The organism is Streptosporangium sp. NPDC023615, from assembly GCF_040640155.1.
Lineage (GTDB): Bacteria > Actinomycetota > Actinomycetes > Streptosporangiales > Streptosporangiaceae > Streptosporangium.
Genome location: NZ_JBFABE010000047.1, coordinates 40,448 through 63,861 on the forward strand (window position 1 = coordinate 40,448; position 23,414 = coordinate 63,861).

21 protein-coding genes and 2 pseudogenes are annotated in these 23,414 nt (G+C 74.5%); 11 read left to right on the forward strand and 12 right to left on the reverse strand.

The window, feature by feature from the left end:
• The first annotated feature begins 162 nt into the window (after nt 1-162).
• Nucleotides 163-1,575 (forward strand): alpha/beta fold hydrolase, encoded by a 1,413-nt coding sequence (locus tag AB0G16_RS27145; RefSeq protein WP_362810681.1) that lies wholly within the window; start codon nt 163-165, stop codon nt 1,573-1,575.
• 144 nt (nt 1,576-1,719) lie between these two features.
• Here AB0G16_RS27145 and AB0G16_RS27150 read toward each other — a convergent pair whose 3' ends face one another.
• Entirely contained in the window at nt 1,720-3,933 is a 2,214-nt protein-coding gene (locus tag AB0G16_RS27150; RefSeq protein WP_362810683.1) for an ATP-dependent RecD-like DNA helicase, read from the reverse strand.
• A 188-nt stretch (nt 3,934-4,121) separates the two neighbouring features.
• Between AB0G16_RS27150 and AB0G16_RS27155 the strand changes: the two genes are divergently transcribed.
• The gene (locus AB0G16_RS27155) at nt 4,122-5,681 is read left to right on the forward strand and encodes a histidine kinase (RefSeq protein WP_362810686.1); all 1,560 of its coding nucleotides are present in this window, start codon (nt 4,122-4,124) and stop codon (nt 5,679-5,681) included.
• Entirely contained in the window at nt 5,678-6,349 is a 672-nt protein-coding gene (locus AB0G16_RS27160; RefSeq protein WP_362810689.1) for a response regulator transcription factor, read from the forward strand. The genes AB0G16_RS27155 and AB0G16_RS27160 overlap by 4 nt, the downstream gene beginning before the upstream one ends.
• A 90-nt stretch (nt 6,350-6,439) precedes the next feature.
• Here the strand turns inward: AB0G16_RS27160 and AB0G16_RS27165 are convergent.
• A pseudogene (locus AB0G16_RS27165) lies at nt 6,440-6,682 on the reverse strand (phosphatase PAP2 family protein); the annotation flags it as partial.
• Here AB0G16_RS27165 and AB0G16_RS27170 point away from each other — a divergent pair.
• Nucleotides 6,564-6,851 (forward strand): hypothetical protein, encoded by a 288-nt coding sequence (locus tag AB0G16_RS27170; RefSeq protein WP_362810744.1) that lies wholly within the window; start codon nt 6,564-6,566, stop codon nt 6,849-6,851. The pseudogene AB0G16_RS27165 and the gene AB0G16_RS27170 sit on opposite strands and share 119 nt — an antisense overlap.
• Before the next feature lie 311 nt (nt 6,852-7,162).
• On the opposite strand, the gene AB0G16_RS27175 is transcribed toward AB0G16_RS27170, so the two are convergent.
• Together AB0G16_RS27175 and map are read right to left on the reverse strand one after the other, a co-directional pair.
• Entirely contained in the window at nt 7,163-7,978 is an 816-nt protein-coding gene (locus tag AB0G16_RS27175; protein ID WP_362810692.1) for an SDR family oxidoreductase, read from the reverse strand.
• 332 nt (nt 7,979-8,310) lie between these two features.
• Entirely contained in the window at nt 8,311-9,081 is a 771-nt protein-coding gene (gene map / locus AB0G16_RS27180; RefSeq protein WP_362810694.1) for a type I methionyl aminopeptidase, read from the reverse strand.
• A gap of 174 nt (nt 9,082-9,255) precedes the next feature.
• Between map and AB0G16_RS27185 the strand changes: the two genes are divergently transcribed.
• On the forward strand, nt 9,256-9,558 hold the full coding sequence (locus AB0G16_RS27185; protein ID WP_362810697.1) for a helix-turn-helix transcriptional regulator: 303 nt from the start codon (nt 9,256-9,258) through the stop codon (nt 9,556-9,558).
• Nucleotides 9,559-9,729: 171 nt separating this feature from the next.
• Here AB0G16_RS27185 and AB0G16_RS27190 read toward each other — a convergent pair whose 3' ends face one another.
• Complete coding sequence (locus AB0G16_RS27190) at nt 9,730-9,930, reverse strand: hypothetical protein (protein ID WP_362810699.1); 201 nt, start codon at nt 9,928-9,930, stop codon at nt 9,730-9,732.
• 265 nt (nt 9,931-10,195) lie between these two features.
• Here AB0G16_RS27190 and AB0G16_RS27195 point away from each other — a divergent pair, with 265 nt between their 5' ends.
• A complete protein-coding gene (locus AB0G16_RS27195) occupies nt 10,196-11,278 on the forward strand; it encodes a DUF4394 domain-containing protein (RefSeq protein ID WP_362810701.1) in 1,083 nt (360 codons plus the stop codon).
• A gap of 285 nt (nt 11,279-11,563) precedes the next feature.
• Nucleotides 11,564-12,439 (forward strand): S1 family peptidase, encoded by an 876-nt coding sequence (locus tag AB0G16_RS27200; RefSeq protein ID WP_362810704.1) that lies wholly within the window; start codon nt 11,564-11,566, stop codon nt 12,437-12,439.
• Here AB0G16_RS27200 and AB0G16_RS27205 read toward each other — a convergent pair.
• The 4 genes from AB0G16_RS27205 to AB0G16_RS27220 all read right to left on the reverse strand — a co-directional run bounded on the left by AB0G16_RS27205 (nt 12,414) and on the right by AB0G16_RS27220 (nt 16,426).
• On the reverse strand, nt 12,414-13,175 hold the full coding sequence (locus AB0G16_RS27205) for a class I SAM-dependent methyltransferase (protein ID WP_362810708.1): 762 nt from the start codon (nt 13,173-13,175) through the stop codon (nt 12,414-12,416). The two genes, AB0G16_RS27200 and AB0G16_RS27205, sit on opposite strands and share 26 nt — an antisense overlap.
• Nucleotides 13,176-13,384: 209 nt before the next feature.
• A complete protein-coding gene (locus AB0G16_RS27210; protein ID WP_362810711.1) occupies nt 13,385-14,395 on the reverse strand; it encodes a LacI family DNA-binding transcriptional regulator in 1,011 nt (336 codons plus the stop codon).
• A 199-nt stretch (nt 14,396-14,594) separates the two neighbouring features.
• Entirely contained in the window at nt 14,595-15,479 is an 885-nt protein-coding gene (locus AB0G16_RS27215; protein WP_362810714.1) for an SDR family oxidoreductase, read from the reverse strand.
• 2 nt (nt 15,480-15,481) lie between these two features.
• Nucleotides 15,482-16,426: an EamA family transporter gene (locus AB0G16_RS27220; protein WP_362810717.1), complete on the reverse strand. Its 945-nt coding sequence runs from the start codon at nt 16,424-16,426 to the stop codon at nt 15,482-15,484.
• 105 nt (nt 16,427-16,531) lie between these two features.
• Between AB0G16_RS27220 and AB0G16_RS27225 the strand changes: the two genes are divergently transcribed.
• Nucleotides 16,532-17,083, forward strand: coding sequence for a MarR family transcriptional regulator (locus tag AB0G16_RS27225; RefSeq protein ID WP_362810720.1), 552 nt, complete (start codon nt 16,532-16,534; stop codon nt 17,081-17,083).
• Nucleotides 17,084-17,119: 36 nt separating this feature from the next.
• On the opposite strand, the gene AB0G16_RS27230 is transcribed toward AB0G16_RS27225, so the two are convergent.
• The 3 genes from AB0G16_RS27230 to AB0G16_RS27240 form a co-directional block, all read right to left on the reverse strand.
• Nucleotides 17,120-18,322 carry an ABC transporter permease gene (locus AB0G16_RS27230; protein ID WP_362810723.1) on the reverse strand — a complete coding sequence of 401 codons (1,203 nt, stop codon included), beginning with the start codon at nt 18,320-18,322 and terminating at the stop codon, nt 17,120-17,122.
• Nucleotides 18,319-19,062: an ABC transporter ATP-binding protein gene (locus tag AB0G16_RS27235; RefSeq protein ID WP_362810741.1), complete on the reverse strand. Its 744-nt coding sequence runs from the start codon at nt 19,060-19,062 to the stop codon at nt 18,319-18,321. The genes AB0G16_RS27230 and AB0G16_RS27235 overlap by 4 nt, the downstream gene beginning before the upstream one ends.
• Before the next feature lie 83 nt (nt 19,063-19,145).
• A complete protein-coding gene (locus AB0G16_RS27240; RefSeq protein ID WP_362810726.1) occupies nt 19,146-20,216 on the reverse strand; it encodes a peptidoglycan-binding protein in 1,071 nt (356 codons plus the stop codon).
• Nucleotides 20,217-20,467: 251 nt separating this feature from the next.
• Here AB0G16_RS27240 and AB0G16_RS27245 point away from each other — a divergent pair, with 251 nt between their 5' ends.
• The 3 genes and pseudogenes from AB0G16_RS27245 to AB0G16_RS27255 form a co-directional block, all read left to right on the forward strand.
• Nucleotides 20,468-21,121 carry a response regulator transcription factor gene (locus tag AB0G16_RS27245; RefSeq protein ID WP_362810729.1) on the forward strand — a complete coding sequence of 218 codons (654 nt, stop codon included), beginning with the start codon at nt 20,468-20,470 and terminating at the stop codon, nt 21,119-21,121.
• Complete coding sequence (locus tag AB0G16_RS27250; RefSeq protein WP_362810732.1) at nt 21,118-22,452, forward strand: HAMP domain-containing sensor histidine kinase; 1,335 nt, start codon at nt 21,118-21,120, stop codon at nt 22,450-22,452. Before AB0G16_RS27245 ends, AB0G16_RS27250 begins: the two co-directional genes overlap by 4 nt.
• A gap of 24 nt (nt 22,453-22,476) precedes the next feature.
• Nucleotides 22,477-23,274 (forward strand): annotated as a pseudogene (locus AB0G16_RS27255) (IS5 family transposase); the annotation flags it as partial.
• Between the last annotated feature and the right edge of the window lie 140 nt (nt 23,275-23,414).

Consider the following 23,414-nt stretch of genomic DNA (forward strand, 5'->3'; position numbering starts at 1 on the left):
ACCGGGGCGACGGGGACCACGGGACCGGCGGCGACGGGAGCGCCGGCGGTAGCGGCGAGGACGGCGACGGTGACCGGGCTGACCGTGACCCGGACGGGGTCGCCGGCGGTGCCCTCCACGCCCGCCACGCCCGCCACGCCCAGCGTGTCCGCCGTGTCCGCCGTGTCCGCTGTGTCCGCCGTGTCCGCGGGGGCGGTACGGGACGGGCGGCCCAGGTGGCGGCCGTGCGCGGGGCAGGACGTCCCGGCGGGCATGGAGTGCGCCGGCGTCGAGGTGCCGGTGGACTGGTCCCGGCCCAGGGGGCGGACGGTCCTGCTGGAGATGGCCCGGCTGCCGGCCACCGAGCCCGCGCGCCGGATCGGCAGCGTGCTCGGCGTCCCCGGCGGCCCCGGCGCCAGGGGCATCGACAACCTCAAGGACGTCGCGGGCGACCTCACCGAGCTGCGCCGGCGCTTCGACCTGGTCGCCTACGACCCCCGCAACACCGTGTGGCGGGACCGGATGCCTGCGGTGTGCAAGGAACCCGCGGCGACGCTGTCGGTTCCCGGCGACCGCAAGGCGTACGACGCCCTGGTCGCGGCGATGGCCAAGGGCTTCGACGCCTGCCGCAAGGCCGACCGGACCGGGTTGTTCGCCCACATGGACTCCCTGTCGGTGGCCAGGGACATGGACGCGGTCCGCGCCGCGCTGGGCGAGGAGAAACTGAGCTTCATGGCCAACTCCTACGGCGGGGTGACCTCGGCCGCCTACGCCCGGCTGTTCCCGCGGCGCGTCCGGGCCGTGTACCTCGACGGGGTCATCAACCAGACCCGTGGTTTTCCCGACCAGACGATGATGACGCTGCGCCTGGCGGAGAAGGCGTTCGGCGAGTTCACCCGGTGGTGCGCGACCACGCCCGCCTGCGCGCTGCACGGTCAGGACGCCGGGGCGCTGTGGCGCGAGCTGATCGCGAACGCCGACCGCGAGCCGATCCCGGTGACCTCCGCGCAGTTCGGGAAGGGGGAGCTGACCGGGGCGCATCTGCGCTTCTACGGCTTCGACCCCGACCCCGGGCCGGACCACTCCGGATGGCTGGCGTTCGCCGGCTCGGTGGAGCGGGCCCGGCGCGGCGACGGGTCCGGTTTCGCCGAGACGGCCATCGGCAACGCGCGGGTGTGGACCATGCCGGGGGTGCTCGCGATGACGTGCGCCGACGGGCGCGGATACACCGGATACGCCCACATGCGCCAGGTCGGGCGCCAGGTCGGGCGCCAGGCACGACAGCAGGCGCCCAACCTCGGGGAGGTCTTCTTCGACGGGCTGGGATGTACGGGGTGGCCGCTGCCGGTGGTCAACCCTCCCCGCCCGCTGCCGGTGCGGGGGCTGCCGCCGATGCTGGGGGTCGGAAGCGTCCGCGGGGACTACGCGTGGACCGAGAGTTTCACCTCGATGGTCCCGGGCTCGGTCACGGTCGCCTACGACGGCCCCGGGCACGCCCTGTACCTGATGCACAAGAAGTGCCCGGTCAGGCACGCCACCGCCTATCTGACCGATTTGACGCTGCCCGCGCCCGGCACGGTCTGCCCGGCCGAATGACCTCACCCGCCCGGCCCTGCGACCTCGCCGTCACCCGGGGGAGCCCGCGGCGACGGCGAGGCGGCGCCGGGGCCCCTGCGCGGGGCGGGGGCCGCGTTCACGCGGGGGCTCAGGGCCGGGCCACGGGCGGGCTCAGGGTCAGGGTCAGGGCCGGCGCAGGCGGTGGGTGAGGCTGGTGTGGCGCCGGCCGGCGCCGCGGGTGCGTACCGCCTGGGCAAGGGCACGCCGTGAGCCGACGATGACGACGAGTTTCTTGGCGCGGGTGATGGCGGTGTAGAGCAGGTTGCGCTGCAGCATCATCCAGGCGCTGGTGGCCAGGGGGATGACCACGGCCGGGTACTCGCTGCCCTGGGAGCGGTGGATCGACACCGCGTAGGCGTGGGTCAGCTCGTCGAGCTCGTCGAAGGCGTACTCGACGTTCTCGTCCTCGTCGGTCAGCACGGTCAGCTTGTGCTCGTCGGGCCTGATGTCGACGACCGTGCCCACGGTGCCGTTGAACACCCCGGCCGCGCCTTTTTCGTAGTTGTTGCGCAGCTGGGTGACCTTGTCGCCGACCCGGTAGACGCGCCCTCCGTAGCGGCGTTCGGGCATGTTCTCCCGGGAGGGGGTCAGGGCCTCCTGCAGGGCGTTGTTGAGGTTGCCGGCGCCGGCGGCGCCGCGGTGCATCGGGGCCAGGACCTGCACGTCGCGGCGCGGGTTGAGGCCGAAGCGGCGCGGGATGCGGTTGGCGACGACGTCGACGGTCAGGGCGGCGATCTCCTCGGGTTCCTCGCAGGGGAACAGGAAGAAGTCGTTCATGCCCGCCAGGGCCGGGGGCAGGCCGGTGTTGACGCGGTGGGCGTTGACGACCACCCCCGATTCCTGGGCCTGGCGGAAGATGTGGGTCAGCCGCACCCGGGGGATCTCCTCCTCGGCGGCCAGCAGGTCGCGCAACACCTCCCCGGCTCCGACCGAGGGGAGCTGGTCGACGTCGCCGACGAACAACAGGTGGGTGCCCGGGGCGATGGCCTTGACGAGCTTGTTGGCCAGCAGCAGGTCCAGCATGGAGGCCTCGTCGACCACGACGAGGTCGGCGTCCAGGGGGTTGTCGCGGTCGAAGGTGGCCTCCCCGCCCGGGCGCAGCTGCAGCAGCCGGTGCACGGTGGTGGCCTCGTGGCCGGTCAGCTCGGCCAGGCGCTTGGCGGCCCTGCCGGTGGGGGCGGCCAGGATGACCTTGGCCTTCTTGGCGCGGGCCAGGGTGACGATGGAGCGCACCGTGAAGCTCTTGCCGCAGCCGGGGCCGCCGGTCAGCACCGCGACCTTGCGGGTCAGCGCCAGGCGTACCGAGTGGGCCTGCTCCTCGGCCAGGTCGGCGCCGGTCCTGGTGCGCAGCCATTTCAGGGCCGTCTCCCAGTCGACGCCGTTGAAGGCGCCCAGGCGGTCGTGCTCGCTGGTCAGCAGGGTGCGCAGCGCGCCGGCCAGGGACAGCTCGGCGCGGTGGAAGGGCACCAGGTAGACCGCCGGGACGCTCCCCTCCCCCACCGGGACGTCCTCGCGGACGACGCCCTGTTCGGCGACGAGCTCCTCCAGGCAGCGGGCGGTGAGCTCGGCGGGCACCTCCAAGATCTTGACCGCGTCGGCGACGAGGTTGGGGGCCGGCAGGTAGCAGTGGCCGTCGTCGGCGGCCTGCGACAGGGTGTAGCGCAGGCCGGCCTTGACGCGCTCGGGGCTGTCGTGGGGGATGCCGACGGCCTGGGCGATGGTGTCGGCGGTCTTGAAGCCGATGCCCCACACGTCGTCGGCCAGGCGGTAGGGCTCGGTTCTGACGACGGTGATGGAGCGGTCGCCGTACTGCTTGAAGATGCGCACCGCGATGGAGGTGGACACGCCGACCCCCTGAAGGAAGATCATCACCTCTTTGATGATCTTCTGTTCCTCCCAGGCGACGCCGATCATCTTGGTGCGCTTGGGGCCCAGGCCGGGGACCTCGACGAGCCGCTCGGGGGTGGTCTCGATGACCTCCAGGGTGTCGACGCCGAAGTGGTCGACGATCCGGTCGGCCATCTTGGGGCCGATGCCCTTGATCAGGCCCGAGCCCAGGTAGCGGCGGATGCCCTGCACGGTGGCGGGCAACACCGTGGTGTAGGACCACACCTCGAACTGCTTGCCGTAGCGGGGGTGGGAGGTCCAGCGGCCGGTCAGGCGCAGCGACTCGCCGGGCTGGGCGCCGAGCAGGGGGCCGACCACGGTCAGCAGGTCGGCGCCGGAGCGGTCGGTGGCCACCCGCGCGATGGTGTAGCCGGTCTCCTCGTTGGCGTAGGTGATGCGCTCCAGGACCGCGTCCAGCGTGGTCGAGACGCCGCGTTCGGCCTGCTGCACGCCACCTCCCCTTGCCCGAGTCCGCCTGCGGATGCGCTGGCGCAAGTGTAGGCCAGCGGGTGCGTCCCGGCGTCCCCGCTCCCTCCCCCGCTCCCCCGCCTCCCTGCCTGTGTCTCCCGCCGGCCTCCCATGCCGATGATCTTCCGGGGGCGGCGGTATCGTGCAGCCTCGTGGGGAGAATGTCCGCGATGCCGCTCGCAGGTGCAGGCGCAGGCGAGCGATGGCCTTCCGTCCGCACGCGATGGCCGATCGCGGTGGCCGCGGCGGGCGCCGGCCTCGGCCTCGCCGACCCGTGGTGGGCGGCGGTGAGCGTTCCGGCCGCCTTCCTGGTGGGGACGCGTCCCGGACCGGCCAGGGCGGCGGTGTTCGCGCTGGTCGCGGTGCTGGCGGGCGGCGTGCTCGCGCTCTGCGCCGTTCCGCGGTGGATGGTGCTCGGGGACCGGTTCGCGGCGGTGGTGACGGCCACCATGATCGCCTGGTTCGCCGGGCGCTTCCGGCGGCAGTACCGCGAACTCCTGCGGGCCGGCTGGGAGCGGGCCGCGCATCTGGAACGCGAGCGGCGCCTGATCGCCGAGCAGGCGCGGCTGCGCGAGCGGACCCGGATCGCCCAGGACATGCACGACGTCCTGGGCCACGAGCTCGGCCTGATCGCCCTGTCGGCCGGGGCGCTGAAGCTCGCCCCCGGCCTCGCGCCGGAGCACCGGGCCGGCGCGCACGACATCAGGGTGCGGGCGGGGGCGGCCGTGGAGCGGCTGGGCGAGGTCGTCGGCGTCCTGCGCGAGCCGGACGGGCCTGGCGAGATCGAGGGGAGGGACGTGGCCGAACTGGTCGAGCGGGCCTCGGCGGCGGGGCTCGCGGTCACCCTGCGCGTCGAGGGCCCGGCAGACGGCACGGCAGACGCCTCGGTGAACGACCCGGTGGACGGCACAGCGGACGGCACAGCGGACGGCACAGCGGACGGTTCGGCGCGGGTGGCCGAACGCGCGGCCTACCGCGTCGTCCGGGAGGCGCTGACCAACGCCGCCAAGCACGCACCCGGCGCGCGGGTGTCGGTGCGGGTGCGCCACACCGCCACGGAGACGCGGGTCGAGGTGGAGAACGGTCCCCCAGCCGCCCCCGCCCCGGGCACCGGCGCGGCCGCTCCCACCCCGGACGGCCACACGGCAGCTCCCGCCCCGGGCGGCCGGGGGCTCATCGGGCTGGACGAACGCGTCCGGCTCGCCGGTGGGACTCTCGCCCATGGCCGTACCGGCGAGGGGTTCACCGTCTCGGCCCGGCTCCCGCGCGACCGGGTCGCGCACACCGGGTTCCCCCAGGACGCCGGACTCACCGCAGACACCCGATTTCCCGGGGAGGAGGACGTGTCGGTGCCGCGGGAGCACCGTCGGGCCCGCGGGAACGTGCGCCGTACCCTCACCCTCGCCCTGTTGCTGCCCCTGGTGACGGCCGCGCTGATCGGCGGCGGCCTGCGCCTGTGGGAGACGCGGGCCGCCCGGTGGTCGGTGCTGGCGCCGCAGGACTACGCCGCCCTGCAGCTGGGCCGGCCGCGCGCGCAGCTGGCGCGGCTGCTGCCCGCCCGGCAGGCGGAACGCCGCCCGGCCGTCCCCGAGCCGCCGCCGGGGCGGGGAACGACGTGCGAGTATTACGCGATGACCGCCGATCTCCTCGACGACCGGTACGGAGACGCCTACCGGCTGTGCTTTCGCGCGGGCCGGCTGGCGTCCTTCGACACCCTGGTCGAGAGATGATCCGGGTGCTCGTCGCCGACGACGAGCCCCTGGTGCGGGCCGGGGTGCGGGCGATCCTGTCCACCGATCCCGGCATCGCCGTCGTGGCCGAGGCCGCCACCGGTCGCCAGGCCGTGGACCTGGCCCAGCGCCACCGCCCCGGCGTGGCCGTGCTCGACGTCCGCATGCCCGGGGGTGACGGCATCGAGGCGGCGGCCGAGATCCGCAGGACGGTTCCCGCCACCGGTGTGGTGATCTTGACCACGTTCGGCGAGGACGACTACATCCTGCGGGCGCTCGGCGGCGGAGCGGCGGGGTTCGTGATCAAGTCCGGCGACCCGGAGGAGCTGATCGCGAGCGTCCGGGCGGTGGCCGACGGCGCGGCGTACCTGTCACCGAAGGTCGCGGCCCGGGTGGTCGCCCACCTCGCCGCCGGTGACACCGGGGCCCTGGCCGGCCGGCGGCGCGCCGCCCGCGCCCGGGTCGACACGCTGACCGCCAGGGAACGCGAGGTCCTGGGCCACCTCGGGACGGGCCTGTCCAACGGGCAGATCGCGCGCCGGCTGCGCGTCGCCGAGGGCACGGTCAAGGCCCACGTCAGCTCGATCCTGACGCGGCTGGGCGTGGACAACCGGGCGGCGGCGGCCGTCGTGGCGCACGAGGCGGGCATCGCCGCCGAGCGGCACTGACACCAGGCGCGCGGCGGCCGGGGTGATCGCCAGGAGCGCCGCCACCGCGACGCAGCCCCCCAGGACGGCGCCCGCCAGCACGTCGTGCGGGTAGTGGACGCCCGCCAGCACGCGCAGCGCCCCCGCCGCGACGGCCACCGGCACGACCGGCACGGCCAGCCTCGGCCGCAGCACGCCCAGCCCGGCCGCCAGTCCGGCCGCCAGGGTGGCGTGGTTGCTCGGGAACGACCAGTCCCCCGGCGCCGGGCAGTGCGTCATCGCCACCACCGCCCGGCACGGCCGCTCCTGGTCCACGGCCACCTTCAACGCCTCGCTGATCGCGTACGCGGCCACGACCCCGGCGCCGATCACGATCGTCGCCGCGACGCCGTGGGCGTCCCGCCGCCGCAGCGCCCCCCAGCCCACCAGCGCGAGGATCAGGCCGAGCAGCACCAGGGGGACGTCGGAGGCGGCCTCCAGCCACGCGGGCACGCCGCCCATCGCCTCGTGCGCCCACCGGTAGGCCGCGGCGGAGGCTCCGCCGGTGATGCGTACCGGTTCGGGCGTGCCCAGCCCGCCGGGAGACAGCAGGCCCACCGTGGCCGCTCCCGCGGCCAGCAGGGCGGCCGGCCACAGCAGTCTCACCCGGACGTCGTTCCACAGATCGGTTCTCATGGGGCAGACCGTAGGAACCGGCCACGCCCCCGCGCCTCTGCCGTCCGTCGGGCCGGCGGCCAAGCGAACGTCGGGGTTGACATCCCGGGCCGGAGGGCCCGCGGGGACGCGCGACGGCCCGCCGCGACCTCCAGGGACCGGCCGGGACCGGCCGGGACCTCAGACGACCTGCCGGGCCTCGGGGTCGTGGCCGAGCACCGACCGCCCGCCGTCGACGGGAACGGTCGCGCCGGTGATGAAGGCGGCGTCGTCGCCGAGCAGGTGGACGATCGCGGCCGCCACCTCCTCGGGCCGCGCGAGGCGGCCCAGCGGGTGCAGCAGCGCCATCTGCCGTTCGACGCGGGCGGCGTCGGGTGCGGGACGGGAGGCGAGGAGGTCCGTGTAGCGCTCGGTGTGCACCGAACCGGGCGCCACGGCGTTGACGCGGACGCCGCGCGGCCCGTACTCGACCGCCAGGGCACGGGTCATCCCCTCCAGGGCCGCCTTGGCCGTGGCGTACGGCAGGCAGCCCGGGACGGCCCGGCGGGCCTGGTGCGAGGAGACGTTGACGATCGCCCCGCCGCCCCCCTGGGCCAGGAAGCGCCGGATCGCGACGGCGCAGCCGACGACGGCGCCCTCCAGCCCCGAGGAGATGAGGTCCATCACCCGGCGGGGCGGATCGCGGTCGACGGAGGCGTCCTGGAAGACGGCGGCGTTGTTGACCCAGCCGGTGAGGGTGCCCGCCGCCTGGGCGGCGTCGGCCGCCCGGCCGGCCACGGTCTCGTCCGCGGCGTCGCCGGCCACGCCGGTCAGGCGCGCCGCCGCGGGATGGTCGCGCAGCCAGGCCAGGGCCTCGGGGTCGCGCTCGATGACGACCACACCGGTCCCGGTGGCGGCACCGGCGCCGGCGTGGGTGTGGGTGTGGGTGAGCAGGCGCTCGACCACCGCCCTGCCGATGCCGCGGCCCCCTCCGGTCACCACGTACGAACGGATCACGCGTCACGTCCCCTCCGGTCAGGGCGTCCCGCTCGTCGAAGGACGCCCGTGCCCGGCGCGCCCGTGGGATACGGGCCGCCGGCCGCCTTCTGCTTCCGCCCCATGAGACGTGAGGGGGCCGCGCGATGTCAACTGCTTCTATCGAAGCACTTCGAAAAGCGGTGGTGGTGCGCGGGGACAGTGTTTCCCCGTCCGGGGAGAACGCCCCGGCACGATGCCGGTGCTCTTCTGGCCGGTGATCGGCGATGAGGTGCCCGGGGCGCGGGACGGGCACGGCTTCGGCCTTACCCGCTCCGGGTGCGCCCGCTCCGGCGTCCCCGCCGTGGCCGCGCCTAGCTGGGCAGGGTGAGGATCTCGGCTCCGTCGCCGGTGATGGCGATCGTGTGCTCACTGTGTGCCGTCCGGCAGCCCGTCGCGCTCCGGAGCGTCCAGCCGTCGGCGTCGGTGACGAGCTCGGCGGTGTCGGCCATGATCCACGGCTCCAGCGCCAGCAGCAGACCGGGGCGCAGCCTGTACCCGCGGCCGGGCCGTCCGGTGTTGGAGATGTGCGGGCCCTGGTGCATCGTCGAGCCGATGCCGTGCCCCCCGAACTCGGTGTTGATCAGGTACCCCGCCCCGCCGAGGACCGAGCCGATGGCGTGGGAGATGTCGCCGATGCGGGCCCCGGGGCCGGCGGCGGCGATCCCCGCGCTCAGGGCGCGCTCGGTCGCGTCGATCATCGCGAGGCTCTGCGGGGGCCGGGAGTCGCCCACGATGAAGCTGATCGCGGAGTCCGCGGCGACCCCGCCCTTGGAGACGGCGAGATCGAGCGACAGCAGGTCGCCGTCGGCGAGCGTGTAGTCGTACGGCAGTCCGTGGAGCACGGCGTCGTTGACGGAGGTGCAGATGTAGTGGCCGAACGGCCCACGCCCGAAGGACGGCTCGTAGTCGACGTAGCAGGACTGGGCCCCGGCCTCAACGATCATGGTCTTGGCCCACCGGTCGATCTCCAGGAGGTTCGTGCCGACCGCGCAGCGGCTCCTCAGCGTCTGCAGAATGTCGGCGACCAGGGCGCCCGACTCCTTCGCCCGGGCCAGTTCGGTGGAGTTCAAGATCTCGATCATGAGGCGCCTCTCTCAGGAAACCAATAACTATCCCGGCCATATTATCCCGGCGTCGGGACCGGTACGGACCCCGCGTCCTCGGACGGGCAGAAGACCCCGGACCGGCAGGACGGCAGGTCACCGCGCGGCGAACCCCACTGATCCCGGCCCCGCACAGGCCCTAGAATCGGATCCATGGTCAGGTTGCCGCTCACACCCGCGGAAGTCGAGCGCGGACAGCGCCTCGGTGCCCTGTTGCGTCGCGCCAGGGGGGAGCGCTCGATGCTCGACACCGCGCTGGACGCGGGCGTGTCGCCGGAGACCCTTCGGAAGATCGAGTCGGGCCGCGTGGCGACCCCCGCCTTCCCGACCATCGCGGCGATCGCCGCCGTCCTCGGCCTCTCCCTCGATGCGGTGTGGGCCGAGGTCAACCAGCCCGACGGCGGGGTCGAACCCGCGGGATCGGGCCGCGACGCACGTGAACGGCTGGCCTCGTAGGTCTCCTCCGGGAACCGGCCGGTTCGCCCGGGGCCGCGACCGGGACCGGGACCGAGGCCGGGCCAAGACCGGGCCAAGACCGGGGGCCGGGGCCGCGACCGACGCCAAGACCGCGACCGGGGCCGGCGACACTCGCCGGCCGTCCGGCCACGGCGCCTTCGTCTGCGACCCTCAGGCCGAGGACGGCCTCTCGTGGCCCTCGTCCTGGCCGTGGACGTCGGTGTCGGGATCGTCCTCGGGCTGGTTGGCCGGGTCGGTCGGCGAGGGAGCGAACTCGTCGGCGAAGTCGGGTTCGTCGTGGACGTCCTGCTGGTCGGCGCGGCGGTCCGCCAGCGGGATGTCCTCGTCGGAGGCGGGTCCGGAGTTCGACATTGTTCCTCCCGGTATATGACAGCGCCCGTACGGTGAACGGGCGAAAGGTGTTCCCCGCCCGTCTGCCCAGGTCCGGGCCGCTCAATCGCCGCTGCGGCCACCGCCCGCCCCGGCCGGTGGCCGGGGCGGGCCGGCGTCCGCGGACGCCTTGGTGTGCTCTTGGCCGGATCGCGACGTCGCGTTGCGTGAGGGAGGTCCTACGATCCGTGAGAACGCCGTCGCCGGTGCCCGGGTGACGTGAGCCGTGACCGCGAAGGAGAGGCAGATGCGAAGGACCCTCGCCGCCACCGTGCTGGCGTTGAGCACGGCGGCCTCCGTGTCGGCCTCCGTACCGGCCTCCGTGTCGGCCTCCGTACCTGCGCAGGTCGCGCCCGCCCGCCGGGGCGCGACCGGGAGCCTCACCGCCATCACCGCCGAGAACACGGCGGAAAACGCGGCGGGGCGTGAGGCGAGGAGCGTCCCGGACGGCGGGACCGGCGAGGCGGCGGGCGGCGGGCGGTTCGGCGGGCGGGGCGGCGCCGCGGGGAACGCCGGCCGGGCCAAGGTCGGTATCGGCGTCGTCGGGCTGACCTCCGACCAGCGGCTGGTCGCCTTCGACATCCGCTTTCCCGGACGCGTCCGCGATCTGGGCGGGATCAGCGGTCTCCAGGGGGACACCGGGATCGTCGGCATCGATTACCGCGTGCGGGGCGGCGAGCTGTACGGCGTCGGGGACCAGGGCGGCGTGTACACCCTCGGCGGGGCGGGCAAGGCCACCAAGGTCTCCCAGCTCACGGTGGCGTTGAGCGGCTCGGCCTTCGGCGTGGACTTCGACCCCGCCGCCGACGTGCTGCGTGTGGTCGGCGACACCGGGCAGAACCTGCGCCACGACCTCGAAGGGCCGGTCGCCGCCGAGGGCCCGACCGCTCTCACGACCACCGGCCGGACCGTGGCCGACCGGCCGCTGACGACCACGCCCGTCCCACCGGCCACCGCGCCCGTCGCCGCGCCCGGCGTCTCGGGCATCGGATACACCAACAACGACCTCAGCGCCGCCACCGCCACCGCGCTCTTCGACGTGGACACCACCACCGACCGGCTGGGACTGCAGTCACCCGCCGACGCCGGCCTGCTGACGCCCACCGGCAACCTGCGGGTGGCCGTGACCGATCCGGCGGGCTTCGACGTGTACAGCTCGCTGCGCGGTGGGGTCACCGTCTCCAACAGCGCCTTCGCCACGCTGAAGGTCGCCGGCCGTTACCGCCTCTACGGGCTCAACCTGCTCACCGGCGCCGTCAACTACAACTACGGCGCCTTTCCCGCCGCCCACCAGGTCGTCGACATCGCCGTCCGGCTCGACCGCCGCTGACCCCGTCCGCCCGGCCGCCTCCGCCCGCCCCGTCCCCCTCTCTCCCCCCGTCCCTCCCCCGTCCACGACCGGCCCCGGACCGGACCGGACCGGACCGGACCGGCGGAAGACACTCGAAAACCCCTCCGAAGGTCTGTCCGAAGGCCCGCCCGCGTGGCGCGGGGCCTTCGCGGGCGCCGGGACGCCGGTTGTTCTAGGGTGGCCTCGCCCGCGTCGTGCGATCCGACCAGCGATGCGCGGAAGCTCCCCCTCCCGCTGTGAGAGCCGAGGCCCAGGAGAGCACACATGCCGCGCAACCACACCGCCGTCATGAGCCGTGCCATGGCGTTCACCGCGCTCACCGTCCTGGCCGGGGCGGGCCTGCTCCCCCTGGCGGCGGGTGCCGACGGAAGCGGCGCTGCCCAGGCGCCGCCGTCCTCCCGTGCGACCCGGGCGCCGGGCGCGCGCCCCGCGGCACCGCGGCCTGCGACATTGCGGCCCGTGGCATCGCTGCCCACCCACAAGGCCTCCCCGTCACCACAGGTGCCGTGGGTGCCGCCGGACATGCTGGAAGCACTCCAGCGTGACCTCGGCCTCACCAGGGAACAGGTCCAGAAACGGCTGCTCAACGAGATCGTGCTGGCATCCGTCGAGGCGCGGTTGCGTGAGGAACTGGGCGACCGCTTCGGTGGGTCCTGGTTCAACGGGCCCCTCTCCCAGACGCTGGTGGTGGCCACCACCAGCGTCGCCGACCGCCCCAGGATCACCGCCGCCGGCGCCTCGCCCTCGGTGGTGAGATGGTCGCTGACGCAACTGACCCCGATCCGCAAGAGGATCGACGAGGTCCTGTCCGCCCACCCCGCCGGGGCCAGCGTGCGCTACGTCGACGTGAGGCTGAACAAGGTCGTCGTACTCACCCGCACGCCCACGGTGACCGCGCGGATCATCAGGTCCACCGGGGTGGACCCGGCCGCGGTGGTCGTGCTGCCCTCCACCGAACGCCCGGTCCCCTCGCGGGCATCGCGCCCCGGGCGGGCACGCCCCGGCGAAGGCGGCGCGGCCGGCGCGGCCGGCACGGCGGACCCTGCGGACCCTGCGGACCCTGCGGGGCCGGTGGGGCCGGTGGGCCCGCGCGGCGCGGCGGACACCTGCCCGGTCAGGTGGGCTTGCGCGCCTCGATGAGGAAACGCGTCGCCCGCGCGGTGAACGGGCCCTCGGCACCGATCCTGTCGTGCAGCTCCCGCAGCCGGTCGCGGTAGCGGTCGACGGTGAAGCCGGGGACGATCCAGATCACCTTGCGCAGGAAGTAGATCACCGCGCCGACGTCGAAGAACTCCATCGGCAGGGACTCGAAACGCAGGTCGACGACCTCCAGCCCCGCCGCCTCGGCCGCCAGGCGCGCGTCGTCGGGGTGGCGGTGACGCAGGTCGCGTGGCGCGGGCGGGCCCAGGAAGTACTCGGTGAGCTCGGCGACGCTGGCAGGACCCACCTGCTGGGACAGGTACGTGCCCCCCGGCCGCAGCACCCGGGCGATCTCCTGCCACCAGACGGTCACCGGGTGGCGGCTGGTCACCAGGTCGAAGGCCTCGTCGGCGAACGGCAGCGGCGGCTCGTCGGCGTCGGCGACGACGAGCGCGCCCAAGGGGTGCAGCAACCGGGTCGCACGGGCGAGGTTCGGCGGCCAGGACTCGGTGGCCGCCATCACCGGGGGCAGCCGCCGCGCCCCGGCCAGGACCTCCCCGCCGCCGGTCTGGATGTCCAGCGCCGCCGAGACCCGGCCCAGCCGCTCGCTCATCAGACGCTGGTAGCCCCAGGAGGGGCGCTGCTCCTCGGCCCGGCCCCGCAGCCAGGAGAAGTCCCAGCCCTCCACCGGTACGGTATCGGCCTCGGCCACCAGGTCCTCGAAAGTTCGTGACATGCCCCGATGATCCACGCGACCGGACACGCGGGCCATCGAATTCTCCCGCCCGGGCCACAGGCTCGGTGCTCGCCGTCTCGGCGCGGGCGGACGTCCGCCCTGGCCGGAGCGCCGTTCCGGCGCCGGCGAAGAGGCCCTGGCGCGCCGGTCGGTCGCGCGGACATCCCGGTGCCCGGCTCCGGCGTGTCGTGGCGGCGGGCGGTGCCGGCTCAGTGACCGGGCGCGCTCGTGCCCCGGATGATCAGCCGCAGTTCCAGCGTCACCTGGCGGGCGGTCGCGGGTCGCTCCAACTGCCGCAGGAGCAGTTCCATCGCGGTGCGGCCGGAGTCCTCCAGGGGCTGGCGCACGGTGGTGAGGTCGAGGACCTCGGCCAGGTCGCCGTCGTCGAAGCCGACCACCGCCAGGTCGCCGGGCACGGCGAGACCGAGGTCGCGCGCGGCCCGCAGCACCCCGGAGGCGAGGGTGTCGTCGGCGGCGAAGACGGCCGAGGGAGGCTCCGGCTCCGACAGCAACTCCACCGCCGCGGCGCGGGCCGCGGCCAGGTCGTGCGCGCTCAGCCGCACGTCGCCGTCGGCGAGGGGACGGCCGGCCTCGGCCAGGGCCGTGCGGTAGCCGGCCAGGCGCCGCTGGGACGGCGAGACGTACAGGCCCGATCTCTGCGCCTCGCCCAGGAAGGCGAACCGGCGATGACCGGCACCGAGCAGGTGCTCGGCGACCAGCCTGCCGCCCGCCTCGTCGTCGGTGTGCACCGAGTCGAAGCCGCGATGGCGGACGTCGACCAGCACCGTGGGCAGCCGCGCGGTGGCCAGGCGCTCGGCCACCGCCTCCTCCAGGCTGAGGCTGACGACGACGAGCCCGTCCAGGCGGCCGGTGAGGGGAAGCCCGGCCAGCAGCGGCGAGGAGCTCTGCGCGGCCGACTCCTGGTCGAACAGCACGACCTCCAGGGGCCGGTCGCCGACGGCCCGCAGGATGCCGTTCAACCGCCGGGCCACCGACGGGTAGGAGGTGAAGGGGGCGATCACCCCGACGCGTCCCACGCCCCGGCGGGCCTTGGTGACCGCGTCCTGCTTGGGGACGAAGCCGAGCGCGTCGGCGGCCTCCAGGACCTTGCGGCGGGTCTTCGGGCTGACCCTGGCCGGGGAGTTGAGGGCCAGGGAGACGGTGGAGATGCTGACGCCCGCCGCGCCGGCGACGTCGTAGATGGTCGTGCGGGCCGCCACGTGTCACCCCTGACGAAAAGCGCGCCGGAACGGGCCGGAGAGGCGGTCTCCTCCCGGGCGGGAATCGTACCAAGCGCCCCCGGCGGGCCCGGCGGGCCCGCCGGGGATCCGGGGATCGCCCCGGCCCGCCGGACGTGGCGTCCGAGGCCCCCGCGGCGGTGACGCCGCCGGCGCCGGTCCGCGCCGGCGGGCCGCGGTCTCAGCCGCCGCCGGCCGGGACGAACGCGGCGGCGTGGTCGCGGACGAAGTCGGCGACGTCGCGCGGCGGGCGGCCGAGAAGGTCGGCGACCGTGCCGGTGGTGAGGTCCCCCCAGCCGGAGGCGTACGCCCGCGCGTACTCCTCGAGCATGTCGACGATCCATCCCGGAACGCCGTGGCCGAGCAGCGTCGCGCGCCTGGCGTCGTCGCCGACCGGCAGGTACGTGACGGGCCGGCCCAGGGCCAGGGCCGATCGCCCGGCGACCTCGTCGAAGGTCAGCGAGCGCGGGCCGGTGAGGGTGTAGGTCCGGCCGTGGTGACGGCCGGGGTCGTCGAGGAGCACGCGGGCGGCGCACTCGGCGATGTCGCGGACGTCGATCATGCCGATCCGCGCCGAGGCCATGTTCAGCGAGAACGTGCCGGTGGCGCGGATGTCGGCGGCCTCGTTCAGCAGGTTCTGCATGAACCAGTGGGGGCGCAGGATCGTCCAGCGCATGCCGCCGTGTTCGGTCTCCCGGTCCGACAGGGCGTGCAGCCTGCCGCTGCGGTTCGGCGCGTCGTGGGCCGCGCCGACGGCCGACAGGCGCACGACGCGCTCCACGCCGGCCTGGCGCGCGGCCCACACGGCGTTCATGTTGTTCTCCGGGGCGCGCGGGCCGTTCGGGGTGAGCAGCCACAGGTCCTGCACGCCCTCGAAGGCGGGCGGCAGCGACCGGGGATCGTCGAGGTCGCCGGTGACGACCTCGGCGCCCCGCGCGCGCGGTCCGTCCGCCGAGGAGTTCTCGCGGACGAGGGCGCGAAGGTTCACCCCCGCCCCCTCCAGCGCGCCCATCAGCGCGGTGGACACGGTTCCGGTGGCTCCGGTGATCAGTACGGTGCGCGGCACGCTCAGTCTCCTTCGGTGGTGGCGGGGACACGGATCAGGGCGCGGGCGGTGCCCGGGGGGATCTGCGCGGCGGCGACGGCGGTCAGCGCGAGCACGAACCCGACGCCCTGCCAGGGCGTCAGGGACTCGCCCAGGAACACCCCGCCCAGGATCGTGGCGACCATGGGCGAGAGCAGGGTGAGGAACGACACCGCGACCACGGGCAGCCTGCCGATGCCGTGGAACCAGGCCACGAAGGACAGCAGGGCGCCCACGACCGACAGCCACGCGTAGCCGCCGATCGCGCGAAGGTCCAGCGCGGGCGGGAGCCCCTCGAACGCGAGCGCGAGCGGCAGGAGCACGAGCCCGCCGGCGGTGAGCTGCCATCCTGCGACGGTCGCCGCGCCGGCGCCGGGCGGGCGTCCCCAGCGTTTGGTCAGGACGATCCCGCCGGCCATCACGCCGGCGGCCGCGACGCCGGCCAGCACGCCGAGCAGGTCGAAGGAGAGCCGGCCGCGCAGGACGATCAGCCCGACGCCCGCCACGCCGGCCAGGCCCCAGCCGAGCCGCCAGGGCGCGGGTCTCTCCCCCAGCAGCAGGAACGCCAGGCCGACGACGAACAGGGGCTGGACGGCGGTGAGGGTCGCCGCGACGCCGCCGGGCAACCGGTAGGCGGCGACGAACAACAGCGCGAACAGCGCGCCGATGTTGAGGGTGCCCAGCAGCAGCGAGCGCCACAGCCACGCCCCGGCCGGCAGCCTGCGCGTGAGGGCGATCAGGACCAGCCCCGCCGGCAGCGCGCGGATCACCCCCGACACCAGCGGGTGGCCGGGCGGGAGGAACTCGGTGGTGACCAGGTACGTGGTGCCCCAGCTGACGGGCGCTGTCGCGGTCAGCGCGGTCAGTCCCAGGGTGCCGGCGAGCGGGGACACGCCGCCGCCGGCGTCCGGCCGGCTCGGGATCGGCATCGCCGTTCTCCTTAACGTTAAAATGTTCAACGTTGAGGAATGTAGCCACCCGTTAGGATGACGTCAAACAGTTTCACGTTGAGATGTTCTGGGGGTGGCAGGCCCGTGGAGGACAACGTCGACTGGCGGATGAACCAGTGGCGCGTCGAGCGGCCCGACATCGACCCCACCCCGATGGGCGTGGTGGCCCGCGTCCAGCGCGCCTGCCGCCTGCTGGAGCGCGAGCTTCGCGATCACTTCGCCACCCACGACCTGCAGCTGTGGGAGTTCGACATCCTGGGCACGCTGCGCCGCTCCGGCCCTCCCTACCGGCTCACCGCGGGACAGCTCGTCGAGGCGTCGATGGTCACCTCCGGAGCGATCACCAACCGGATCGACCGCCTGGTCGCCAGGGAGCTGGTGACCCGCGGGGTCGACCCCCTCAACCGGCGCAGCGTGCTGGTCACGCTGACCGAGCGCGGCCGGGAGCTGATCGACCCCGTCGTCACCGCCCACGTCGACCTGGAGGCGAGGCTCCTGGGTGAGCTGAGCGGCCCCGAGCAGGAGCGGCTCGCCGGGTTGCTGCGCAAACTGCTCATCGTCCTCGGCGACCACTCCCCCGGCAACCCCCTCAATCCCCCCGGCCCCCCCGACTCCCCTGGCCCTCTCGCCCCCTGAGCCCTCCCGGCCGCGCGGGATCGACGGCGCCGGTGCTCAGCTCGCCGCCAGCGCCTCGGTGGGCGGCAGGCGGGCGGCGCGCATCGCCGGATACAGGCCGGCGAGCGTGCCGATGACCAGCGTCGCGCCGATCGCGCCGCCGAACGCCCAGGGCGGCACCACCACGGGCCACCCCTTGGAGGCGGCGTAGCCGGCGCTCGCCAGCGCGCCGAGCACCGCCCCGGCCACCCCGCCGGTCGCCGACAGCAGCAGCGACTCGGCCAGGAACTGCACGCGCACCTGCCCCCGGGTCGCCCCCAGCGAGCGGCGCAGGCCGATCTCCCGGCGACGCTCGAGCACCGAGATCACCATCATGTTCGCCACGCCGACCCCGCCGACCAGCAGCGCCACCGCGCCCAGGCCGAGCATGAGCCCGGTGAACGCGCCGGCGGCGGCCGCCTTGGCGCTCAAGGCGTCCGAGGGACGGCTGACGTTCACCTCCTCCGGGTTCTCCGGATCGACCGTACGCGGCAGCACCTCGCGCACCGCCTCCACGGCCGCGTCCGCGGAGCGCTCGTAGATGGTGGTCGGGTGCCCGTCGAAGTCCAGGTGGCGTTCGGCGGCCTCGAACCCGACCAGCGCCGAGCGCTCGATCTCCGGCGCCAGCGGCAGGGCGTCCAGGACGCCGATGACGGTGAACCACCGGCCGCCGATCCACACCCGGGCGCCGGGCCCGGTCAGCCCCAGCCGCTCGGCGGCCACCGACCCCAGCACGACCGCCGGGTGACGGGCGGTGGCGGCGTTGAGCCAGGCACCCGCCCGCACTCTCCCCTCCAGGGTGGTGAGCAGCTCGACGTCGGCGGCCCGCACGGCGATGCCCCCGGTCACGCTCTTGGGGATCTTGCCGGTACGCCGGACCGTGGCGTCCACCGTCCCGGTGGCGGCCGCGCTGGTGACCGGCGCGATCCTGCGGACCATGTCGGGCGCGCCGACCGGCAGCCGGGTCTGGCCGCCGAACACGGTCTGCCCGGCCTCGACGGTCAGCAGGTTGGTGCCGAGCCGGTCGAGCCTGCGCAGCAGGTCCTCCCTGGAGGAGGAGGAGACGCCGATCACCGCGACCATGGTGGCGATGCCGATCGCGATGCCCAGCGCCGACAGCGCCACCCGTGCCGGCCTGGCGCGCAGCCCGGCGGCGCCGACCCTGAGCACGTCGCTCGCGCGCGACCGTGGCGGCCGGAGCCGCTCGTTCCCGCCGTTCACCGGGCGACCTCCCCGACGCCGGCGTCCCGACCGCGGACCGCGGGGCCGGCGCCGACGCCGCCCCCGCCTCCGTCTCCGGTGCCGGCACCGGAGACGATCAGGCCGTCCCTGACCCGCACCCGGCGCGGCGCCCACCCGGCGATCTCGTCGTCATGGGTGATCACGGCGATCGTGGTGCCCGCGGCGTGCAGGTCGCCCAGCACGCCGAGCACCTCGGCGCCGGAGGCACTGTCGAGGTTGCCGGTGGGCTCGTCGGCCAGCAGCAGGGACGGCTCGCCGACCACCGCCCTGGCCATCGCGACCCGCTGCCGCTCCCCGCCCGACAGCTGGGCGGGCCGGTGAGCGAGCCGGTGGCCGAGCCCGACCCGCTCCAGCGCGGCGGCGGCCCGCTCGCGCCGCTCGCGCAGCCGCGGACCGGCGTACAGCAGGCCGTCGGCGACGTTGTCCAGGGCGCTCACCCCGTCGGCCAGGTGGAACTGCTGGAAGACGAAACCCAGATGACGCGAGCGCAGCGCGGACAGCTCGCGGTCACCGAGGGCGCCGACGTCGTGGCCGGCGATCCTGATCGTGCCGGCCGTGGGCCGGTCCAGGGTCCCGATCATGTGCAGAAGGGTGGACTTACCCGAACCGGACGGCCCGACGATCGCCAGCAGCTCACCGGCGCCGATCCGCAGGTCGACCCCGCGCAGCGCCGCCACCCCCTGCCCGTACAGCTTGGTCACCCCGGTGAGCTCGACGATGTGCCCGATGTGCCCGATGTGCCCGGCGTGCCCCGGGCGTCCGGCGTGCCCGGCGTGTCCCGGGTTCACGAGGTTGACGGGGTTCACGAGCGCGGCACCCCGACCTTCACGCCCCGCGACAGGCCCGCGCCCTCGATCTCGACCTCTCCGCCGCCGTACGCGCCGGTCTTCACCGGCACCAGCCGGGTCGCCGAGCCCTGTACGACCTCGACGCCGAAACCGCCCTCGCGCAGCGCCAGCAGCGCCTCGACGGGGACCTTCAGCACGTTCCGCACGCGTTCGCTCTCCATCTCCACCGTCACCGGCGCCTGGTCCAGCCTCCCGGTGGAGCCCTTGCCCAGGGTGATCTCCACCTCGACCGTCGAGGAGGTCTCCTCGCCCTCCCCCTGGCCCGGAGCGGCCTTGGCGACCGAGCCGACGAAGGAGATCCTCCCCTTGAGCTCTCGCCCGCCGGGCAGCTCCACCCTCACCCCGGCGCCCTCGCGGGCCATCGCCTGATCCTCGGTGTCCAGGTCGACCCGGACGATCCGGCGGGTGCCGGTCAGGGTCAGGACCCGCGCGCCGGCACGCACCCGGTCGCCCACCCTCACCGACGCTTCGGCCACCCGCACCGGGCCCTCCAGGAACACCACCTGGGCGGCGTCGACGACACCGGTCCGCGGCAGGCCGCGAGCCTCCTGCCACTCCAGGACCGCCGAGGAGGTGGCGGGGGTGAACTCCTCGTCCACCGTCAGGTCGTCGCCGTGGCCGAGCGCCCTGAGGTTGCGCTCGAGCTGCTCGACGTCGGGCCCCTCCTCCACGCCGAACCGCAGCGGCCGGTACAGCGGCACCCGGCCGTACATCAGCGTCAGCGGCCTGCGGTCGACACCCAGCAGCGCCCGGCCCCGGCGGATCACCCGGCCCTCGGCCGGGACCGCGGTCACCGTACCGCCGGCGCCGACGGCCGGCGTGTGCTCCCCCGAGTAGGTCAGCCTGCCGGAGAGCGACGTGGTGTCCACCACGTCCCCACGGGTGATCTCCGCCGTCGGCGGTACCGGCGGCGCGGACGTCCCGGCCGCCTCGCCGGTGCCGTCCAGGCCCACCGCCGTGGCGGCCGCCCCGCCGAGCACCACGGCGGCCGCCGTCCCGGCCAGCACCGCTCTGCCACGTCTCATCGGCCGCCTCCACCGCCTGCTGGAGCCGTCATGTCCCCTCACCTCCGTACCGGCGGGACGTGCGCCCGCACCACGGTCCGATGTCTACGGCGGCCGGGGTTAGCGGCCCGTAAGCCGCACCTGGGACGTCGCGTGCCGCAGGCGGACGGGAACGGGCGCGAACGGGCGCGGAGCGGCCCGTGTCACGACGGCGCGCGGGCTTATCGCGGCCTAACACCCGATGGCCCACGCTGGTCGGCGGAGGTGGGGGCATGCGCGTGCTGGTGGTCGAGGACGAGGACGAGATGGCCGACGCCATCGCCCGCGCCCTGCGGCGGCGGGCCATCGCCGTGGACGTCGCCTACGACGGCGCGCAGGCCATGGAGCGCCTGGGACACACCGGCTACGACGTGGTGGTGCTGGACCGCGACCTGCCGGGGCTGCACGGCGACGAGGTGTGCAGGCGGCTGGTCGCGATGGGCGGCGGCGGGGGGATCCTGATGCTGACCGCGATGGACGCGGTGGGCGAGCGGGTGGACGGTCTCGGGCTGGGCGCCGACGACTACCTGCCCAAACCGTTCGCGATCGCCGAACTGGCGGCCCGGGTGCGCGCGCTGGCCCGGCGTACGGCCTCGGCCCGGCCCCTGGCACTGGAGCGCGCGGGGGTGCGGCTGGACCCGGCCGGAAGGACCGTGACCAGGAACGGCGCGCGCCTGTCCCTGACCCGTAAGGAGTTCGCGCTGCTGCAGGTACTGCTGGTGGCCGACGGCGAGGTGGTGCGCACCCGCGACCTGCTCGCCCGCGCCTGGGACGAGTACTACGAGGCGGGCACCGGGGCGTTGCGGGTGGCGATGACGACGCTGCGCAGGAAGCTCGGCGACCCGCCGGTCATCGAGACCGTCCCGGGACGGGGATACCGCCTGTGAGCGATCTCGCGTCACGGTCACGACCGCGACCGCAGCGGTCGCCGTCATCGTCGCAGCGGTCGTCGCCGTCGGGCGGGGGGTCGCGGGCGGGCCGCCCCGCCGGGCGGACGCGGGAACGGCTCCGGGCCCGGCGCGGGTTCGGGCTGCGCACCCGCCTGACCCTCCTGTACGGCGGCCTGTTCTTCGGCGCGGGCGCGGTCCTGCTCTGGGTGACCTACGCGCTGACGGCACGGACCATGGAGCAGCGGATCGTCACCCGGATCTCGTCGGCCCCCAAGATCCCCGCGCAGGGGCCGCTGCCGCCGCAGCAGGAGGGGTTCTTCCTGCGCACCGCGGGAGACCTGCTCCAGCAGGTGGAGGTCGGCAAGGCGGACGTGTTGGCGGAGCTGCTGCGCAACTCGGTGATCGGACTCGTGGTGATCGGCGTGGTCGCGACCCTGCTCGGCCTGCTCATGACCGACCGTGCGCTGCGTCCCCTGCAGCGGGTGACCGGTACCGCCGAACGCCTGTCGGAGAGCACCCTGCACGAGCGCATCGCGCTGGACGGCCCGCCCGACCACGTCAAACGCCTGGCCGACACCTTCGACGCGATGCTCGACCGCCTCCAGCGCTCCTTCGACGCCCAGCGCCGCTTCGTCACCAACGCCTCCCACGAGCTGCGCACGCCCATCGCGGTCAACCGGACGCTGATCGAGGTGGCGCTGGAGGAGCCGGACGCCTCCGACGACGTGCACGCGCTCGGCCGGGCGCTGCTGAGCGTCAACGCGCGCCACGAGCGGCTCATCGAGGGGTTGCTGCTGCTGGCCCGTTCGGAGAACGAGCTGGTCGCCCGCAGGCCGGTGGACCTGGAGCACGCCGCGGCCTCGGCGCTGGAACAGCTCGGGGCCACCGCGCGACGGCGCGGCATCGCGCTGCGGGCCGACCTGGCGCCCGCCCCCGCCCGGGGTGACGCGCTGCTGCTGGAACGCTGCGTGTTCAACCTGGTCGAGAACGCCCTCAAGTACAACGTGCCCGACGGGCACGTCGAGGTACGGCTGGCCGCGGCCGGCGAGGAGCTCACGCTCGTCGTGGACAACACCGGCCCGCTCGTCCCCGCCCACGAGGCCGGCGACCTGTTCGAGCCGTTCCGCCGCCTGCACGACCGGGTCGGTTCGGCCCAGGGGGCAGGCCTGGGTCTGTCGATCGTACGGGCCATCGTGGTGGCGCACGACGGCGCCGTGACGGCCGTGCCGCGCCCCGGCGGCGGCCTGTCCGTCACCGTGCGGCTGCCCCGCGACCGCGAGGCGGCGGCCCGCGCCGCACGGCTCACCGGACCAGGCCCGGCCGGCTAGGTGTACTGACCACAGAGGTTAGGTACGGGGCGACACGAAACAGATGATCTTGTAGTGGGTGAGGGCCTTCGGGTTCGGTGGTGGCGGGTCCGGGGCGGGTCACCCTGGCGGGACGTCCCGGACTGTTACGGATCCTGGCGTGCGGTGTACTCGTTGTTCCGGCGGTGGCAGCGGGCCGGGGCTTGGGCGGCGATCATCACGAAGCTGCAGGCCCGGGCGGACGCGGCCGGCCGGATCTCCTGGGAGATCAGCGTGGACTCCACGACGGCTCGGGCGCACCAGCACGCTGCCGGAGCACGCTCTGCCCCGCAGAAGGAACCACCGGGCGGCGTGGTGGCCGAGCCCGCCGACCACGCGCTGGGACGTTCCCGGGGCGGGTTCACCACCAAGATCCACCTGGCCTGTGAACAGAACCAGAACGTGATGGCGCCGCTGCTGACGGCAGGCCAGCGCGGTGACTCGCCGCAGTTCCAAAATGTCCTGGAGAAGATCGACGTCCCGCGGATCGGGGCCGGTCGTCCTCGCACCCACCCCGACGGGGTCCGGGCCGACAAGGCCTACAGCTCTCGCGCCAACCGTGCCTACCTGCGCAAACGCGGCATCACCGCGACGATCCCCGAAGCCGCCGACCAGATCCGCCACCGCAAGAGGCGCGGTTCTACCGGAGGCCGTCCACCACACTTCAGCCCCGAGGACTACCGCAACCGTCACGCCGCGGCATCAACCGGCTCAAACGCCACCGCGCCGCCACCCGTTTCGACAAACTCACTGTCCGCTACGAGGCCAGCCTCCACATCGCCATCACCAACGACTGGCTGCTGACCTCACTTTGATACAGGTCCTAGTACTACAACGATAGATTGTGATGGCTTAGCCTGGTCGCATGTCGAGTGCGGTGACCGCTGACGATCTTCAGGTATGGATGACGGGCCTGGATGATCTGTTCGCTCGGGTGGCGGGTC

Excerpts from the sequence above, each read along its gene's own strand:
- AB0G16_RS27200 (WP_362810704.1), top strand. The coding sequence starts at position 11,564 with ATGCCGCGCAACCACACCGCCGTCATGAGCCGTGCCATGGCGTTCACC.
- AB0G16_RS27220 (WP_362810717.1), bottom strand. The coding sequence starts at position 16,426 with ATGCCGATCCCGAGCCGGCCGGACGCCGGCGGCGGCGTGTCCCCGCTC.
- map (WP_362810694.1), bottom strand. The coding sequence starts at position 9,081 with ATGATCGAGATCTTGAACTCCACCGAACTGGCCCGGGCGAAGGAGTCG.
- AB0G16_RS27240 (WP_362810726.1), bottom strand. The coding sequence starts at position 20,216 with ATGAGACGTGGCAGAGCGGTGCTGGCCGGGACGGCGGCCGCCGTGGTG.
- AB0G16_RS27155 (WP_362810686.1), top strand. The coding sequence starts at position 4,122 with ATGCCGCTCGCAGGTGCAGGCGCAGGCGAGCGATGGCCTTCCGTCCGC.
- AB0G16_RS27245 (WP_362810729.1), top strand. The coding sequence starts at position 20,468 with ATGCGCGTGCTGGTGGTCGAGGACGAGGACGAGATGGCCGACGCCATC.
- AB0G16_RS27185 (WP_362810697.1), top strand. The coding sequence starts at position 9,256 with ATGGTCAGGTTGCCGCTCACACCCGCGGAAGTCGAGCGCGGACAGCGC.
- AB0G16_RS27160 (WP_362810689.1), top strand. The coding sequence starts at position 5,678 with ATGATCCGGGTGCTCGTCGCCGACGACGAGCCCCTGGTGCGGGCCGGG.
- AB0G16_RS27205 (WP_362810708.1), bottom strand. The coding sequence starts at position 13,175 with ATGTCACGAACTTTCGAGGACCTGGTGGCCGAGGCCGATACCGTACCG.
- AB0G16_RS27195 (WP_362810701.1), top strand. The coding sequence starts at position 10,196 with ATGCGAAGGACCCTCGCCGCCACCGTGCTGGCGTTGAGCACGGCGGCC.
- AB0G16_RS27190 (WP_362810699.1), bottom strand. The coding sequence starts at position 9,930 with ATGTCGAACTCCGGACCCGCCTCCGACGAGGACATCCCGCTGGCGGAC.